Consider the following 17,582-nt stretch of genomic DNA (forward strand, 5'->3'; position numbering starts at 1 on the left):
TTTTTTATCCATATCGATTACTCATTATTTAAATTAGTTGAATTCAAAAAAACAACAGGTTCAAGATCATATAATTCAACCAGCGTGCGTAACTGTGGTGTTGCGCCACGTAGTACTGCATCATATTTGAGGCATAAATAGGTCAGTAGCGCAAGACCCGATGAATCAACGCGGGTAAGAGCTGAAACATCAATGAGATCAATATGACTAAAATGCGAATACTGCAACCAAACTCGTTCAAGCGTATGATTATCTAAAATACCGATTAGGTATAGTGTAGTAGATTTTTGTTCTATCGTAACGCTAGCTGACATAATTATTCCTTTAGATCTTTTGGTAATATTGCCAACTATTTAGCAGAACTTGTGTCAGTTACACCAGCATTCGGATCAATTTTTTGATTTGCTAATAATTGTAACTGTTTAGTTAATGCATCAATACCACCTGTACGTAATGTAGTTGCCCATTCAGTCTGCTTAGTTGAGATCATACTAATACCTTCAGCAATAAGATCATACGCTTTCCATTCACCTGAAATAGTGTTTTTACGCCATTGGAAATCAAGACGAATCGGTGCTTGTGCACTATCAGAACTAATCAGTAATACTCGAATTGCAATCATATTTTTATCGGTTAAATCCTTTGCGGATTCAATTTGATATTGTTGACCATTATACATTGATAATGCTTGTGCAAATGCCTGTACGAGATAGTTTTCGAATGCAGCAAAATAAGCATTACGTTGCTCTGGAGTTGCCGATTGATAGTAATTACCTAATACTAATGCCGCCGCATATTTTACTTGGATATGGGGTAATAAATCCTTTTTAACTATCGCCTTTAAAAGATCTGGGTTCGTTTTGATCTTCGCTGCCTCACTATTAATCGTAGTAAAAACCTCATCAGCAGCAATCTGCATTTGCTTATATGGATTTTGATTATCAATCGAAGCTGCCATCGTCACTGGAACAAAAAACAACGCTACAATTATTAATACTTTTCTTAACATAATAAACCCCATCTTTAATTTTCAGTTTTTGCTGGTTGATTGGTATTTTCAGAACTATTTGCTTTACTATCTTTACTATCCCGACTACCTGAACCAAGACTATATACAATTTGTCCAATAAGATCTTCAAGTACTAATGCTGATTTCGTATTATGAACCACAAAATTTTCTTGGAAATAAGGTGGTATTTTTACAACTGCTTCTTGAGATTCAATACCACTGTCTAAGGCATCATCAGCATCAATATCATTGATAACACTATTATCAATCCCTAACGCAACGTCTAGAAATTGTTCTCCCAATAGACCCGATGTCTTAATCGATAACGAACTACTACTTGGAATGTGATCATATTGCGAACCGATATCAATCGTAACGTAAGACTTAAAGCTATCGGTATTTGTAGGACTATAAGGCACTAATGAAATATCAGCAACACGTCCAATAACCACACCACCAATTTTAATTGGTGAACGTGCTTTTAATCCACCAATATTATCAAATACAGCATAGACGCGATAAGTCGAATTATTGGTAAATGTTGTTGCATCGGTAACTCTAAAGCATAAAAAGAGTATCGAACAAATAACAATAACCATAAATAATCCAACAGTAATTTCAACTTTACGACTCATGTTTACATGACCTCAATGACTAAACATTAATGCGGTTAGAATAAAATCCAACCCTAAAATAGATAATGATGAATAGACAACCGTACTGGTTGTAGCTTTACTAATCCCTTCCGATGTTGGTACACAATCATAGCCATTAAACAGTGCAATCCAACTTGCTGCGATAGCAAAGACAAAACTTTTAATAAAACAATTTATAACATCATGCCAGAAATCGACATTACTTTGAATTGATGACCAAAAAAAGCCGGAATCAATGCCCTTCCATTCAACACCAACTAACGCACCGCCTAAAATACCTACAGCAATGAAAATCGCTACTAAAAACGGCATACAAAAAAAGCCGGCCCAAAAGCGTGGAGCAATAATACGTCTTAAAGGATCGATAGCCATCATTTCCATGCTCGATAACTGCTCAGTCGCTTTCATCAGACCAATTTCAGCCGTTAACGCCGATCCTGCTCGTCCTGCAAATAGCAGACCCGCAACCACTGGACCAAGCTCTCGTAACAAAGATAGGGCAACAAGCATCCCAAGACTCGCTTCAGCACTAAACATGGTCAAGATAAAATAACCTTGTAAACCTAACACCATGCCAATGAAAAGCCCTGAAACCATAATGATAGTAAGCGATTGCACACCAACAAAATAAAATTGCTTGATTAATAGTGGGAATTGCTTCTTAAATTGTGGCTTACCCAGTAAGGCACCAAATAACATCATGCCTGCACGACCAAACATTGCAATAAAGTTGATTCCGGATTGCCCTAATTTAGCAAGTATATTTAACATTAGTTATTACCTCGACGTAAATCAGCTTTATAATCATCCGCAGGATAATGAAAAGGTACAGGACCATCAGCGAGTCCATCTAAAAATTGTTTAACCCGCATATCATCATTTTTACGTAGCTCCTGAGGTGTTCCCCCAGCAATAATTTTTTGTTCAGCAACAATATAAGCATAGTCGGCAATACTCAGTACTTCGTCAACATCATGTGAAACGACAATACAGGTTAAACCTAGCGATTGGTTGATTTCTGAAATAAGTTTGACAATCACTCCCATTGAGATCGGATCTTGACCAGCGAAGGGTTCATCAAACATAATCAGCTCTGGATCAAGTGCAATTGCTCTAGCTAATGCAGCTCTTCTTGCCATACCGCCAGATAGCTCTGAAGGCATCATATTTGCGGCCCCTCTTAACCCAACCGATTGCAGCTTCATTAACACGAGATTACGTAAAATAGGTTCGGGTAGATTTAAATGTTCACGTAATGGGTAAGCAACATTATCAAACACCGACAAATCAGTAAAAAGTGCACCAGATTGAAATAACATGCTCATCCGCTTACGCACTTCATACAAACGGGAACGAGATAACATTGGAATATTTTCATTATCGAAAAGAATGGAACCTGATTGTGGTTTTAACTGCCCCCCAATCAACCGTAATAATGTTGTTTTTCCAATACCTGACGGCCCCATAATAGCCGTAACTTTACCCTTAGGTACTGATAAACTCATATTTTTATAAATAGGTCGAGAACCACGATAAAAAGACATATCATGAATTTCAACCAGATTGGTGCTTGATGATTGGATTGTTGATATTGTCATCGTTTTACTCAAAAGAACCATCTATTAATAATATAATGCCACATTTTACCTGATATTTTGTATTTAGGAAAACCATTTAGAAAAACAACCCAAGGGGCTGCAATCGCATAGTTCACGCTCAACCTAATAACGGTTCATATTATGATCAAGGGATAGCGCCCAATCATCAATCCCCCCCTTAAGGTTATAAATCTGCTCAGGCTCAAAACCATTATTTACTAAATAATAAGCGACATTTAAGCTACGTACGCCATGATGACAATAAATTACAATCTCTTTATCATCAGGAATTTTATCTAAATAGAGCGGGATCAGGTTCATTGGAATATGTACTGAATGGTTAATAGCGCAAATTTCCACTTCATTGTCTTCACGTACATCAAGCAAAAAAATGTCATCTAATTGACTGTCTAACTTATTAACCAGCTCTTGGCTGGTAATATCTTTAATAACAATATTCATTGTATCCACTTCATCTTAATCGATATAAAAGAAAAATGTCTGTATAAGCACGGATTTTGCCTAAACAGACAAACTGATAACTCATTTTTCACTATAATTCGTTAAAATATTGCTGAAATATATCATTATAGTGAAAAATGTTGGTATTAATTTCTAGACAAAAGCTTCATTAAGCTAAAATATTAATACAATTATACAGTTAGTGCCTTCGATATTTTTTCATATAAATCACGAGATAAATTATCCAATTTAAGTAATTTTTCTAATGTTAAACGCATTAAATCAGCTCTTTTTTGATCATAACGCTTTAAACGAATTAATGGATCAATTAACCGTGATGCAACCTGTGGATTTTTTTGATTCAGCTCAGTCAAAATTTCACCTAAAAATTGGTAACCACTCCCATCAACAGCATGGAATGCAACTGGGTTATTATTCACAAAAGCACCAATTAATGAACGGATTCGATTCGGATTATTTAACGTAAATGAGCGATGAGTTAATAATTTTTTCACATTCATCAACGCATCGAGTTGTGGACTTGTTGCTTGGAGCATAAACCATTTATCCATAACTAAACCATCTTGATGCCACTGATCGTCAAAATCATGCAGTAATTTATCTTTACATGGTAACTGTGCTCTTACTGCCGCATTTAACGCAGCAAGACTATCGGTCATATTATCTGCTTGCTCATACTGCTTAACAACTAACGTATCAATTTCTGGTTGATCTTTAGCAAAAGCAAGTAAATATAGACAGCTATTTTTTAGTGCCCGTTTTGCCATATCAACATGATCAATTTGATAAGTAGCCGTGAGATTGTGGCGATAAACGGCATTGAGTTCATCAAACATTTCATTGGCAAATGTTACGAGTAAAAACTGACGAACCTGATGGATAGCATCAGGATCAACTATTTTAAATTGATTAGCTATTTCGTTTTCAGAAGGTAAAGTTAGAATCTGTGAAATTAAAGCACAATCTAAAGCCTCTGACAGTAAAACAGCACGGAACGCATCAACAATCGATTCAGGAAGCGTTAATGGTTGACCTTGCTGGTAATGACTCACATTTATTGCAATATATTTGGCGAGTAGCATTTGCGCTGCATCGTAACGATTAAAGGCATTACTTGCATACTGCATCAAAAAGATGAGTTCACTATCTTGATAGTCATACTGTAATTTCACTGGGGCAGAAAAATCTCTCAGTAAAGCAATAACGGGTTTTTCGCTGACCTGATCAAACGTAAAAACCTCTTCAGATTGATGTAAGTTTAGTACATGATCAATCACTTGTCCCTGGTATTGTAACGGGATAATTTCACCATTAGCACGATAGAGTTCAATATCAAGAGGAATGTGTAACGGGTTTTTCTCCTGTTGATCTTGCGTAACGGGAGTATGTTGTTTAACGGTTAAAGTATACTGCTGTCGCTGGGCATCATAATGATCTGTAACTTCTAGCTCTGGAGTACCTGATTGACTATACCAAAGTTTAAAATGAGATAAATCGATACCAGAAGCGTCTTGCATCGCAGCCACAAAATCGTCACAAGTAGCCGCACTGCCATCATGACGTTTAAAATAGAGCCGCATTCCAGCTTGGAATTTATCTTCACCAAGCAAGGTATGCATCATACGGATGACTTCTGCACCTTTTTCATAGACTGTTACTGTATAAAAGTTATTCATTTCAATAACTTGTTCTGGTCGAATAGGATGAGCCATTGGACTTGCATCTTCAGTAAATTGCACTGAACGTAATATTTTGACATCATCGATACGTTTTACCGCGCGAGACCCCATATCAGCACTAAACTCTTGATCACGAAAGACCGTTAATCCCTCTTTTAAACTTAACTGGAACCAATCACGACAAGTCACACGGTTACCCGTCCAATTATGGAAATATTCGTGACCGATCACCCCTTCAATACCTAAGTAATCATCATCCGTTGCGGTTTGTGGTTTAGCTAATACATATTTGGAATTAAAGACATTCAGGCCTTTATTTTCCATCGCGCCCATATTAAAGAAATCAACAGCAACAATCATAAAAATATCGAGATCATACTCTAGCCCAAAACGCGTCTCATCCCAATGCATCGCATTTTTTAAACTGGTCATTGCCCAATCTGAACGGTCAAGATTTCCTTTATCCACATAAATTTCTAAATCAACTTTACGGTTACAGCCTGTTACAAACTGATCACGTAAAACATCAAAATCCCCAGCAACCAATGCAAATAAGTAACATGGTTTAGGAAATGGATCTTGCCACTGTACCCAATGACGACCCTCACTGAGTTCACCTTGTGCAATACGATTACCATTAGACAGTAAATATGGATACTGTTTTTTACTCGCAGTTATGCGCGTACTAAATCGAGCGAGTACATCAGGACGATCAAGGTAATAGGTGATATGTCTAAACCCTTCTGCTTCACATTGGGTACATAGCGCTTCGCCAGAAACATATAAACCTTCTAATGCGGTATTATCAATTGGTTTAATTTCATTAACAATCGTTAAAGTAAATTCATTAGGTACACCGTAGATTTCAATACCAGTATCCGTCAATTGATAATCTTGCCAAGGCTCTTCATCAATATTTACAGCAATAAGTTTAAGATCTTTACCATCCAACCTAAGCATTGTAGCAGACTGGTTTTGCTGTACAACTCGACTTCGAGCCGTTATGGTGGTAATTTCAGCTGATAAATCGAAATCTAAATCGATATCAGTAATGGTAAAATCGGGTTTAGTGTAATCTAAACGATATTTAACAACAGGTTGGTTTAAGTTCATAACAGACCTTCTTAATCGGAACGAATAGAACAATACTATACGAAATAATGATAATCATCATTAAATAATATACTCCTTAATTTTTATTCTGCTATAATCAGCGAACTTTTCATGCAAATACGATTAATTAATTTACATGCAATCACCAATATTAACGTCGCTGTTAGATACGGATGCTTATAAATTACACATGCAACAAGCTGTGTTTCATCACTACCCTGATGTGACCGTTGCTGCTGAATTTCGCTGTCGTAACCAAGAACAAATCGGTCAATATGTTGATGAAATCAAGCATCAAATGAGCTTGATGGAAAACTTACGATTAACTGATGACGAATTTCGTTATTTACAGTCGCTCCCATACTTTAAAAAAGATTATCTGAACCACTTAAAAAATTGGTATTACGATAGTCGATTAGTTAACATTGCAAATCAAGATGGCCAGCTGTTTGTCCGTATTGAAGGTAAATGGTTAGATGTGATTCTTTGGGAAGTTCCTTTATTAGCGGTGATTAGTGAAATCGTTCATCATGATCGTTCGTCAAATATTGGCGTCAAAGAAGCGATTAATCATTTGAAGGATAAATTAGTCCATTTTCAGCAAACTACTGCAAAACTTAATGTGGCCAATTTTCATTTAATGGATTTTGGTACTCGCCGTCGTTATTCGTTTGCAGTCCAAAAAGCGGTTGTCGCACATTTAAAAGAACACTTTCCTAATTTTAACTGTACCAGCAATTATTTATTAGCTTATCAATTTGGTCTTAAACCTGTTGGTACACAAGCTCATGAATGGTTTCAAGCCCATCAACGTTTGACAAAAAACTTAATTGATTGTCAACACAAAGCACTACAAGTCTGGTTAGATGAATATCCTAAAGATTTAGATATCGCCTTAACTGATTGTATTACCATGGATGCTTTTTTAAATGATTTTGATTTCAATTTAGCAACGAGCTATCAGGGGCTACGTCACGATTCCGGTGATCCTATTGAATGGGGAGAAAAAGCAATTGCCCATTATCAACGCTTAGGTATTGATCCTACGACAAAGTTACTTGTTTTTTCAGATAGTCTAAATTTAGATAAAGCAATTAAGATTTATTGTCACTTTTATAATCGTGTTAAACTATCTTTCGGCTTAGGTGGACACCTTACTTGTGATATTCCAGCTACCGATGACACAAATACTAAATCACTTAATATTGTGATAAAACTGGTTGAATGTAATGGTAAATCAGTGGCAAAATTGTCGGATAGTCCTGGTAAAACCATTTCACAAGATACACACTTTATCGAAGAGTTAAAAAGAACATTTAATGTAACAAATAGTTAATTAAAAATTTATGGAAACAAAAAAATGAGCGTTATTGCACCGATTACCGATGTATTACAAGGCAAAATCACTGTCGGCAGTACAGTTACTGTTCAAGGCTGGATTAGAACTCGTCGTGACTCAAAAGCGGGAATCTCATTCCTAGCAATTTATGACGGTTCATGTTTTAACCCTATTCAAGCTGTTGTAGAAAATACGTTAGCAAATTATCAGGATGATATATTAAGACTAACAACAGGAAGTTCAGTTAAAGTAACTGGTAAAGTTGTCGAAAGCCCAGGACAAGGCCAGAAATATGAAATTCAGGCAACTGAAGTCCAAGTTTATGGCTTTGTTGAAGATCCTGATACCTATCCAATGGCAGCTAAACGCCATTCAATCGAATATTTACGAGAAGTCGCACATTTAAGACCGCGTACGAATATTGTTGGAGCTATCACTCGAATCCGCCACACCTTAGCGCAAGCTATTCATCAATTTTTTGATGATCGTGGATTTTTTTGGATTTCAACACCAATTATTACCGCCTCAGATACTGAAGGTGCCGGTGAAATGTTCAGAGTCTCTACATTAGATTTAGTGAATTTACCAAAAACAGAAACAGGGAAAATTGACTTTGATAAAGACTTCTTTGGTAAAGAAGCTTTTTTAACCGTTTCAGGACAGCTAAATGCCGAAGCCTATGCATGTGCTCTATCAAAAGTATATACATTTGGACCGACATTTAGAGCTGAAAACTCGAATACAACACGACACTTAGCTGAATTTTGGATGATGGAACCCGAAGTTGCTTTTGCAGATCTTGATGATGTTGCACAATTATCTGAAGATATGCTGAAATATGTCTTTAAAACCGTGTTAGAAAAACGCTTTGATGATATGCAATTTTTTGCCGAACACGTCGATAAAGAAGCGATTACCCGCTTAGAAAACTTCGTTAACTCTGATTTTGCACAAATTGATTATACTGATGCGATTACTATTTTACAAAACTGTGATGCGACTTTTGAAAACCCAGTCAGTTGGGGAATCGATTTAGCTTCTGAACATGAGCGCTATCTTGCTGAAAAGTATTTTAAAGCGCCCGTTGTTGTAAAAAATTACCCGAAAGATATTAAAGCGTTCTATATGCGTATGAATGAAGATGGTAAAACTGTTGCTGCTATGGATGTGCTAGCACCAGGAATCGGTGAAATTATTGGCGGTTCACAGCGTGAAGAGCGTTTAGATATGCTAGATAAACGAATGGATGAGATGTCACTGAAGAAAGAAGATTATTGGTGGTATCGTGACTTACGTCGTTATGGTACAGTCCCTCATGCTGGTTTTGGGCTCGGTTTTGAACGTTTAATTGTTTATATTACTGGAGTGCAAAATGTTAGGGATGTGATCCCATTCCCAAGAACACCTAGAAATGCAAATTTTTAAGCGTTCTAAAATAGCGTAGAATAAAAAACAGGTAATTTTTTGCCTGTTTTTTAAGCAATCAGAGCGAATTTTGTGGTTAGACAAGTGGTTTTATAAAAAGTTCACTTGCTTTTAAAAAAAAATCAATATAATTTATACGCATGAAATTTAAAACAATGATTGCTTATAGTGAGTAGTCATTAATAACAACTGACACCAAACTCTCAATGGTAATAACCTAGAGCAGTGGCAGGTGTCTTGATAATAACACCAATGAGGGTATAAAATGAAACGTAATCTACTAGCTATCGCTATCCCAGCTCTTTTAGTTGCTGGCGCAGCAAATGCTTCTATCGAAGTATGGAATAAAGACGGTAACAAATTAAGCGTAAATGGTCGTGTTTATGCACTTAACTATATCGGAGATAAAGGCAATACTAACGATAAAGATGGCGACCACACTACTGCTCGTATCGGTTTTACTGGTGAAACTCAAGTAACTGATTTATTATCAGGTTACGGTCGTTTTGAGTGGGAAACTAACACTGGTAAAGATGCTAAGAATGAAGCTCGTTATGCATTCGCTGGTTTAAACTTCGGTCAATACGGTTCTTTCGACTACGGTCGTAATGACGGTGTGTTAAAAACTATCGGCGCATATACTGACGTATTACCAGAATTTGGTGGTGATACAGGTAGTTACTATGTATTAACTGCTCGTCAAAATGCTGTTGCAACATACCGTAACACTGGTTTCTTTGGTTTGGTTGATGGTTTAAACTTTGCTCTTCAATATGCTGACAGTGGCGAATCTTGGACTGGTAACCAAAATAACGAAAAAACTTGGGATTACAAAGAAGCATATGGTTTAAATACTGAATATGCAATTCTTGATACAGGTTTAACTGCTGGTGCAGGTTATGCAACTACTTCTAAAGCAGGTCCAGATTCTAAACGTTATAATACATATACATTTGGTTTAAAATATGATGCAAATGACCTTTATTTAGCAGCAAACTACTTCCACCAAAAACATGATGAAAACAAAGTTAAAGGTTTTGAAGTTGTAGCTCAATACGGCTTTGACTTTGAAGTGGGTCGTTTAACTCCATCTTTAGGTTATGTTCAACATAAAACTGATGGTGATAATGGTTACCTAGCTAAATATGTTGAAGTTGGTATGCAATATGATTTCAACAAAAACTTAACTGCAATTGTTGACTATAAAATTAACCTACTTGACAGCGATGACGCAGGAGCTTTAGTTAACAACGGTACAGCTTATGTTTCTCATAAAGGAAATACTAAAGACACTGTAGCTTTAGGTTTAATCTACCAATTCTAATTAAATCGTTATTGATTTAATCGTATTGTAAAAAGGCACTTCGGTGCCTTTTTCTTTATCTAAAAAGAATAATCTAGCTATTTATCCAACGATAATATTGCACTTTTCCATAAAGTCTGATAAAACACTACTAATATTATGGTATTAGGATGATTTATTATGCAGTTTACAACACGTACTCTCAACGCTAAAAAAAGTATCGCATTAGTTGCTCATGATCACTTAAAAACAGCACTGCTTGATTGGTGTAAAACGAATAAAAATGAGCTTTCACACCATAACCTGTGTGGTACGGGTACAACCGGTACACTAATCAAAAATGAAACAGGTTTAGATGTAAAACCTATGCTTAGTGGACCGATGGGGGGAGATCAACAGATCGGTGCTCTGATTGCTGAAGGTAAGATTGATATCTTAATCTTTTTTTGGGATCCACTGAATGCTGTTCCCCATGATCCTGATGTTAAAGCACTGTTACGATTATCTACCGTTTGGAATATTCCTGTTGCAACAAACCAAGCTACCGCTAATGCGCTCATTCAATCGCAAATATTCACCAATGAGGTCACAATTGCTATTCCTGATTATCAAAAATATTTGACAGATCGAGTTAAATAAATGCCAATACCATCCCAAGCCCGTAAAACGGGTAAAACAATATTACTAGTTGATAATCTATTTATTGTCCTGGGTTTTTACGTAGTATTTCCATTAGTATCCACTCATTTTGTTAGCCAAATTGGTTGGAGTGCACTTTTTGTTGGCTTTGCACTGGGTTTTAGACAGTTTGTGCAGCAAGGATTTGGCTTAATTGGTGGCGCTATTGCCGATCGCTTTGGTGCTAAGCCAATGATTATTACAGGTATGTTACTACGTGCCGTTGGTTTTGCCTCAATGGCGTTAGCTCTCGAACCTTGGATACTCCTTTTATCGTGCCTATTATCAGCATTGGGTGGATTACTTTTCGATCCCCCTCGAATGGGACTGGCAATAAAATTTACCCGACCACATGAACGCGGTCAATTCATTTCATTGTTGATGATTCAAGATAATGCTGGTGCTGTGATTGGTGCTTTAATTGGTGGATGGCTCATCGATTATGACTTCCAGCTTGTTTGTTGGTTAGGTGCTGTAGTCTTCTTTTCCTGTGCCTTATTCAATATGATTTATCTTCCGCCTTATCATATTGCATTAGGTAAAGCGCCAATTATTAACGGCATGAAGATGGTTCTGCAAGATAAAAAATTCACCTCTTATGTCTGGTCTCTAACGGGTTACTATATCTTATGGGTACAGGTGATGCTAATGCTTCCATTAACAGTCGCTAAAGTTTCTGGTAGTCCAAGTTATGTTAAGTGGATGTATGCAATACAAGCGGTTATTTCATTAACACTGTTATATCCACTTGCTAGATGGAGTGAAAAACGTTTTCGTTTAGATCAACGATTAAAATTCGGCCTACTGCTAATGACACTTGGCTTTATTATTATCGCTTTCGTTTCAGAACTGTACTTGTTGTTTATCTTAATTGCATTATTCTATTTTGGTGCAATTATTGCTGAACCAGCTCGAGAGACGTTAAGTACTATGCTAGCAAACCCGAAAGCGAAGGGAAGCTATATGGGATTTAGTCGATTAGGACTAGCATTAGGCGGATTTATTGGTTATACCGGTGCCGGTTGGCTGTATGATATTGCGTTTGATATTGATTTGCCTAAATTACCGTGGTTCGTTTTAACGGCGATTGGCATTATAACCTTACTTTACCTACAATATCTATTTAGAGATAAACCACCGATTAAACGAGAGATAATGAATAAAATAAACTAACAAATAGAATCAAATTAGTCTGTTTTCTAAAATATTTTCTCACCATGTTTGAATAAGTGCGCTTGTCCTGGTGCAATTTTCTGCCAAGTTTCATTTGATGTTAATGGATTTGTTGCAACAACAGAAACAATATCGTTAGGTGTAGTATGTTGCTGGAAATCAACCTCGACATCCTCATCAATTAATGTCGCTTTTCCAAAAGGGGACCTACGCGTAATCCAATACAAATTAGTCGAACAGTAAACAAACAAATACTGTCCATCAGAAAATAATAAGTTAAAAACACCAAGTTGCTTTAACTCATCAGCACATAATTTCACAAAATGAAAAACCTCAATCCAATCGTTGGGTTCATTGGCATATTTTTGGCGTAATCGATATAAAATATAGCAAAATGCGTACTCGCTATCCGTTTCACCGATTGGTTGATAACAACCAATATCCAAATTTTGATAATCAGTTAACTGACCATTATGTGCAAATGTCCAATTTTTACCCCATAACTCTCGTGTAAAAGGGTGAGTATTTTCTAGTGCGATTTTACCACGATTAGCTTGACGAATATGGGCAACAACGAGCTCAGACTTGATGGGATAATCTTCTAACATTTTAGCAATTGGAGAAAAACTACAAGGTTGTGGATCTTTAAATGTACGACATCCCTTCCCTTCATAAAAGGTCATTCCCCAACCATCTTTATGGGGACCATTGGCCCCACCACGCTTAGCTAATCCTTTAAAACTGAAACAGATATCCGTAGGAACATTAGCACTCATACCTAATAATTCACACATAATCTTATTATTCCATTAATAAAAAGTCGGTTACTTTACCATCTCTTGTTCAATTAACAGAATTAAAATATGAATCACTTTAATGTGAATCTCTTGAACTCGATCTGCATACCCAAAATGAGGAACTCGAATTTCTACATCAGCAAGACCATTGATTTTACCGCCATCTTTCCCCGTCAAGGCAATGACTTTCATCCCTTTAGCTTTGGCTGTATTGATCGCTTTAATGACATTTGCAGAATTACCGGATGTTGAAATTCCGAGTAATACATCACCTTTTTGACCAACCCCTTCAACATAACGTGAAAAAATAGCATCAAAGCCAAAATCATTACCAACACAGGAGATATGACTAACATCTGAAATCGCAATGGCCGGATAAGAAGGCCTGTTTTCACGATAACGACCTGTTAACTCTTCAGCAAAATGCATCGCATCGCAATGAGAGCCGCCATTACCACAAGATAATACTTTACCACCTTGTTTAAATGAATTAGTCAGCAATAATGCGGCAGCCTCGATCGCTTTTAAATTATTTTCATCACTAATGAATTGAGTTAATACATCGGCAGATTGATTAAGTTCTTGACGAATTGTTTCTAAATACATAATTAAGTTCTCATGAAGATATTTAACATTATAAATTAGTTTAATTGGTAATATATTAATTTAAACTCTAGAAATTAAGCTATAATCTTTACATTCTAATCATTGGCTAGGATGTTAGCCATTAGAATATACCATTAGCATAGTTTAATTGATATAGTTTAATAGCTATTACAATAAAACTCATACAGTATTTTTATTTAATTTAATTAAGAGATATTTGCCATTATGATATCTAAGTCCAGACATAAAGAGTACGCGCTTTTACTAACTATTATCACCTTACCTATTTTATACTTGTTACAAGATAGTTATAATTTGTTCACTATTATTGCTATTAATCTATTATCTTTAGTCGCTATTTTATACAGTGCCTTTAGTGTAGTACGTCATGCTGACGTATTAGCTCATCGTTTTGGTGAACCTTTTGGCTCCTTAATTCTTAGCCTATCTGTTGTTATTTTAGAAGTAAGTTTAATTTCAGTATTAATGGCTAAAGGAGATGCTGAACCAACTTTAGTTCGTGATACTCTATTCTCTGTTATTATGATTGTAATTGGTGGGTTAGTCGGTGTCGCTTTACTCATTGGTGGTCGTAAGTTTGAGACTCAGCACGTTAACTTAGCCGGGATTAAGCAGTATTTAATTTCAATTATTCCATTAGCCTTTATTGTATTAGTTCTACCAACGACGTTACTTAATAATACATTTACACCATTACAGATGGGTGTAGTTGCAGCTATATCCGCAGCAATGTATGCCGTTTTTTTAGTTATTCAAACTAAAACACACCAAAATCTATTTATTTATGAACACGAAGATGAAGAAAGCGATGATGATGGACACCATGGTAAACCATCATGTCATAGTAGTTGGTGGCATGCAATTTGTCTTGTCTTACATTTAATTTCAGTTATTGCCGTAACTAAAATGAATGCCACACCATTAGACCATTTATTAGAAGCCGCCAATGCACCTGCTGCATTTACCGGTTTTTTAATTGCACTGTTAATTTTATCGCCAGAAGGATTAGGTGCACTTAGAGCCGTCATCAATAATCAAGTACAGCGAGCTATGAACATCTTTTTTGGTTCAGTTATTGCCACAATTTCATTGACAGTTCCAACAGTATGTTTAATTGCTTATTTCACCGATAAACACATTGAATTTGGTTTATCTATGCCTAATGTTGTGATTCTAGCCACAACACTACTCTTATCCATTGTATCATTCCTAACAGGTAAAACCAATCAGTTAAATGGCGCCGCTCATTTAGCTGTATTCATGGCTTATTTGATGATCTTATTATCTTAACCTTCCTCAAAAGAGGTCTTTTGGCCTCTGATGTGCTCCTAGTTTAGTGAGAGTTATTTTCAAATTATTAAATCATTTTTTCTTCAAATTGAACAGGTGATAAATAGTTTAAATATGAATGTTTTCTTACTCGGTTATAGTAAACCTCAATGTACCACAAGAGCATCGATTTAGCTTGTGCCATATTTTCTAGTTTGTGTCGGTAAATCCATTCTGTTTTTAAGGTATGGAAAAAGCTTTCAGCCACCGCATTATCCCAACAGTTACCTTTGCGACTCATACTACACGTTAAGCCATAAGCCGTTAATATAGCTTGGTAATCATCGGAACAATACTGGCCACCACGGTCACTATGAACAATCACTTTACTCGGATAGCCCCGATGAAGCAAAGCCATAGTTAAGGCTTGACAAACTAGCGAGCTTTCCATATGCGTATCCATCGCCCAGCCTATGATTTTACGAGAGTAGAGATCAAGTACAATCGCGAGGTATAACCACTGTCCGTTCACTTTAATATAAGTTATATCGCATACCCAAGCTTGATTAGGTGTGTCCATGGTAAAGTGCCTATCTAAAATATTTTCAGCGACCGGTTTGTTGTGGTTACTGTGCGTTGTTTGTTTATACTTTTTGCGTTGTTTTGCTTTAAGGTGAAGCTTGTGCATTCGTCGACGAACTCGTTCACGTGATAAACAATAGCCTTCCTCCAAAAGTTCGACATGTAAACGCCGATAACCATAGAGATGCCGATGATCTTCAAATAGTGTTTCAATCTTTTTGTCAAGCTGCTGATTAAACACTGTTCTCTGAGACGGTAATCGCTTTAAATAGGCATAGTAACCACTACTTGACACGTCAAATAGATGAAATAAACGACGCTTAGATAGCGTGTTTTGCTTTTTAATAAATTCGTACCTTGCTATTTCAGGCTCGCAAAGTACTGAGCGGCCTTTTTTAGGATATCGATCTCCTTTTTACGTAGCTCAAGCTCTTTTTTCATCGCTTTATTTTGACGCTCAAGTTCGTGATAGTCTGGTTTTTTATTTGATTTTATCGCTTGATGGGTTGGTTTATTCATCGTTTGGTACATCCAATTACAAAATGTTTTGTAATTTATACCTAAATCATTGGCTGTTTGTCGATAAGTTTGTTCGCTATTTAGGGCTAAATTGATCGCTTCTTGTTTAAATTGGGGATCGTATTTTTTACTCATTTGAGACTCCTTTTTTGTTACTAAAAAGTCTCCACTAAACTAGGAGCACATCAAGGCGGATTGAGTGATATTAGCGATTATGCTTCTAAAATAGCCAATAACGTCGCTAGAATAGCTGCACTATTACATTATTATTTATATGATAATACTGTAATATGTAAAGCATGTATGATTAATGCTATTGAATTCGGTTATAATTGCATAAATTCATTTAAATCGGTGTTTGGCGAGAAGACGATTGATGAGAAAGCGAAGGAGCTCGCTGATATTTTGTATAATTGGTTACGAAAGAATACTCAAAATAGATATCAACAAGATTTTTTGAAAAGTCATATTTACACGTATGGACCAAATCAGTTGCGAAAAAAAGATAATTTAGAAATGGCACTATGGCGCTTACAGAATGACGGTGATATTGATTATTTTGCTTACAACAAACCTGCATTTATTCGATTAAGAAATAATAATTATTTATTATAACGAGCCTTTTTTTATAATTGAAAGCAGCATATCAGCCGCTTTTGATAAGCCGTTTAATCACAAGATGGCTATTCCAAAATAACTAACCGAACAAAATATTCTCTATTCTATTTCCTCTATACCTTTACCTTTCTCTTGCATAGACAAGCGCCGATTTGATAAATCAAATAAATTTATATATGGAATAATACTAAAATCGCTAATTTAGCAATATTAGCATATAACCAAGGCTAAAAAAGAAATTTAACTATAAAGAATAAAACTAATGAATATTCAAATTTAAATATAAGAAAATGTGTTTAGTTTGAAAACAGAGATGATAAGCTTAAATGTTCAATCCAATAACGTCTAAAATTAATGGCACACTAAATGGCATACTAGATTATTTTGCTAACTTATCTTTATGATATTTAATGATTATTTTTTAATTATGGCGGTGAGGAAGGGATTCGAACCCTTGATACGTTACCGTATACACGCTTTCCAGGCGTGCTCCTTCAACCGCTCGGACACCTCACCAAATACTCAAGGCGCTTACTATAATAGTAGCAGACCTATAGGTCAAGCCATTATTTTCAATATGCAACTTTTAATTAGTGGCATTTAATTAATTAGTGGCATTTAATGACAAACAACAACACTACCAAAAACAGCTAACATCACAATCACACTTACTACCGTGAATAAAGCCCATTTTAAATTAGTACACATAATAAA

General features: G+C 36.0%; 18 protein-coding genes, 1 tRNA gene and 1 pseudogene. 7 read left to right on the top strand and 13 right to left on the bottom strand.

What is annotated here, in order from left to right:
- Nucleotides 1-17: 17 nt before the first annotated feature.
- The 7 genes from RHO11_07605 to pepN all read right to left on the bottom strand — a co-directional run bounded on the left by RHO11_07605 (nucleotide 18) and on the right by pepN (nucleotide 6,538).
- Nucleotides 18-314: an STAS domain-containing protein gene (locus tag RHO11_07605; protein WVD60369.1), complete on the bottom strand. Its 297-nt coding sequence runs from the start codon at nucleotides 312-314 to the stop codon at nucleotides 18-20.
- Nucleotides 315-349: 35 nt separating this feature from the next.
- Nucleotides 350-1,009, bottom strand: a complete 660-nt coding sequence (gene mlaC, locus RHO11_07610; protein ID WVD60370.1) for a phospholipid-binding protein MlaC — start codon at nucleotides 1,007-1,009, stop codon at nucleotides 350-352.
- 14 nt (nucleotides 1,010-1,023) lie between these two features.
- The gene (gene mlaD / locus RHO11_07615) at nucleotides 1,024-1,644 is read right to left on the bottom strand and encodes an outer membrane lipid asymmetry maintenance protein MlaD (GenBank protein WVD60371.1); all 621 of its coding nucleotides are present in this window, start codon (nucleotides 1,642-1,644) and stop codon (nucleotides 1,024-1,026) included.
- A gap of 12 nt (nucleotides 1,645-1,656) precedes the next feature.
- Nucleotides 1,657-2,436, bottom strand: a complete 780-nt coding sequence (gene mlaE / locus RHO11_07620) for a lipid asymmetry maintenance ABC transporter permease subunit MlaE (GenBank protein ID WVD60372.1) — start codon at nucleotides 2,434-2,436, stop codon at nucleotides 1,657-1,659.
- The gene (gene mlaF, locus RHO11_07625) at nucleotides 2,436-3,263 is read right to left on the bottom strand and encodes a phospholipid ABC transporter ATP-binding protein MlaF (protein WVD60373.1); all 828 of its coding nucleotides are present in this window, start codon (nucleotides 3,261-3,263) and stop codon (nucleotides 2,436-2,438) included. Before mlaF ends, mlaE begins: the two co-directional genes overlap by 1 nt.
- Before the next feature lie 123 nt (nucleotides 3,264-3,386).
- Nucleotides 3,387-3,725, bottom strand: a complete 339-nt coding sequence (locus RHO11_07630) for a rhodanese-like domain-containing protein (GenBank protein WVD60374.1) — start codon at nucleotides 3,723-3,725, stop codon at nucleotides 3,387-3,389.
- 191 nt (nucleotides 3,726-3,916) lie between these two features.
- Nucleotides 3,917-6,538 carry an aminopeptidase N gene (pepN, locus tag RHO11_07635; GenBank protein ID WVD60375.1) on the bottom strand — a complete coding sequence of 874 codons (2,622 nt, stop codon included), beginning with the start codon at nucleotides 6,536-6,538 and terminating at the stop codon, nucleotides 3,917-3,919.
- A gap of 136 nt (nucleotides 6,539-6,674) precedes the next feature.
- Between pepN and pncB the strand changes: the two genes are divergently transcribed.
- The 5 genes from pncB to mdtH all read left to right on the top strand — a co-directional run bounded on the left by pncB (nucleotide 6,675) and on the right by mdtH (nucleotide 12,456).
- Nucleotides 6,675-7,874, top strand: a complete 1,200-nt coding sequence (gene pncB, locus RHO11_07640) for a nicotinate phosphoribosyltransferase (protein ID WVD60376.1) — start codon at nucleotides 6,675-6,677, stop codon at nucleotides 7,872-7,874.
- Nucleotides 7,875-7,898: 24 nt separating this feature from the next.
- The gene (asnS, locus tag RHO11_07645) at nucleotides 7,899-9,302 is read left to right on the top strand and encodes an asparagine--tRNA ligase (protein WVD60377.1); all 1,404 of its coding nucleotides are present in this window, start codon (nucleotides 7,899-7,901) and stop codon (nucleotides 9,300-9,302) included.
- 265 nt (nucleotides 9,303-9,567) lie between these two features.
- The gene (locus RHO11_07650) at nucleotides 9,568-10,626 is read left to right on the top strand and encodes a porin (GenBank protein ID WVD60378.1); all 1,059 of its coding nucleotides are present in this window, start codon (nucleotides 9,568-9,570) and stop codon (nucleotides 10,624-10,626) included.
- Between the two features lie 159 nt (nucleotides 10,627-10,785).
- Nucleotides 10,786-11,244, top strand: coding sequence for a methylglyoxal synthase (locus RHO11_07655; protein WVD60379.1), 459 nt, complete (start codon nucleotides 10,786-10,788; stop codon nucleotides 11,242-11,244).
- The gene (gene mdtH, locus RHO11_07660) at nucleotides 11,245-12,456 is read left to right on the top strand and encodes a multidrug efflux MFS transporter MdtH (protein ID WVD60380.1); all 1,212 of its coding nucleotides are present in this window, start codon (nucleotides 11,245-11,247) and stop codon (nucleotides 12,454-12,456) included.
- Between the two features lie 26 nt (nucleotides 12,457-12,482).
- Here the strand turns inward: mdtH and RHO11_07665 are convergent, their stop codons facing one another.
- Nucleotides 12,483-13,250: a class II glutamine amidotransferase gene (locus RHO11_07665; GenBank protein ID WVD60381.1), complete on the bottom strand. Its 768-nt coding sequence runs from the start codon at nucleotides 13,248-13,250 to the stop codon at nucleotides 12,483-12,485.
- 30 nt (nucleotides 13,251-13,280) lie between these two features.
- Nucleotides 13,281-13,859: a D-sedoheptulose 7-phosphate isomerase gene (lpcA, locus tag RHO11_07670; protein WVD60382.1), complete on the bottom strand. Its 579-nt coding sequence runs from the start codon at nucleotides 13,857-13,859 to the stop codon at nucleotides 13,281-13,283.
- 225 nt (nucleotides 13,860-14,084) lie between these two features.
- Between lpcA and chaA the strand changes: the two genes are divergently transcribed.
- The gene (chaA, locus tag RHO11_07675) at nucleotides 14,085-15,170 is read left to right on the top strand and encodes a sodium-potassium/proton antiporter ChaA (GenBank protein ID WVD60383.1); all 1,086 of its coding nucleotides are present in this window, start codon (nucleotides 14,085-14,087) and stop codon (nucleotides 15,168-15,170) included.
- 67 nt (nucleotides 15,171-15,237) lie between these two features.
- On the opposite strand, the gene RHO11_07680 is transcribed toward chaA, so the two are convergent.
- Nucleotides 15,238-16,095: an IS3 family transposase gene (locus RHO11_07680; protein ID WVD62868.1), complete on the bottom strand. Its 858-nt coding sequence runs from the start codon at nucleotides 16,093-16,095 to the stop codon at nucleotides 15,238-15,240.
- Complete coding sequence (locus tag RHO11_07685) at nucleotides 16,092-16,385, bottom strand: transposase (GenBank protein ID WVD60384.1); 294 nt, start codon at nucleotides 16,383-16,385, stop codon at nucleotides 16,092-16,094. Before RHO11_07685 ends, RHO11_07680 begins: the two co-directional genes overlap by 4 nt.
- A gap of 57 nt (nucleotides 16,386-16,442) precedes the next feature.
- Between RHO11_07685 and RHO11_07690 the strand changes: the two are divergent.
- Nucleotides 16,443-16,865 (top strand): annotated as a pseudogene (locus tag RHO11_07690) (DUF3987 domain-containing protein).
- Between the two features lie 431 nt (nucleotides 16,866-17,296).
- Here RHO11_07690 and RHO11_07695 read toward each other — a convergent pair.
- A tRNA-Ser gene (locus RHO11_07695) sits at nucleotides 17,297-17,384 on the bottom strand.
- Nucleotides 17,385-17,486: 102 nt separating this feature from the next.
- Nucleotides 17,487-17,576, bottom strand: coding sequence for a YnhF family membrane protein (locus RHO11_07700; protein ID WVD60385.1), 90 nt, complete (start codon nucleotides 17,574-17,576; stop codon nucleotides 17,487-17,489).
- Between the last annotated feature and the right edge of the window lie 6 nt (nucleotides 17,577-17,582).

The organism is Orbaceae bacterium BiB, assembly GCA_036251205.1.
Classification (GTDB): Bacteria; Pseudomonadota; Gammaproteobacteria; order Enterobacterales; family Orbaceae; genus Orbus; species Orbus mooreae.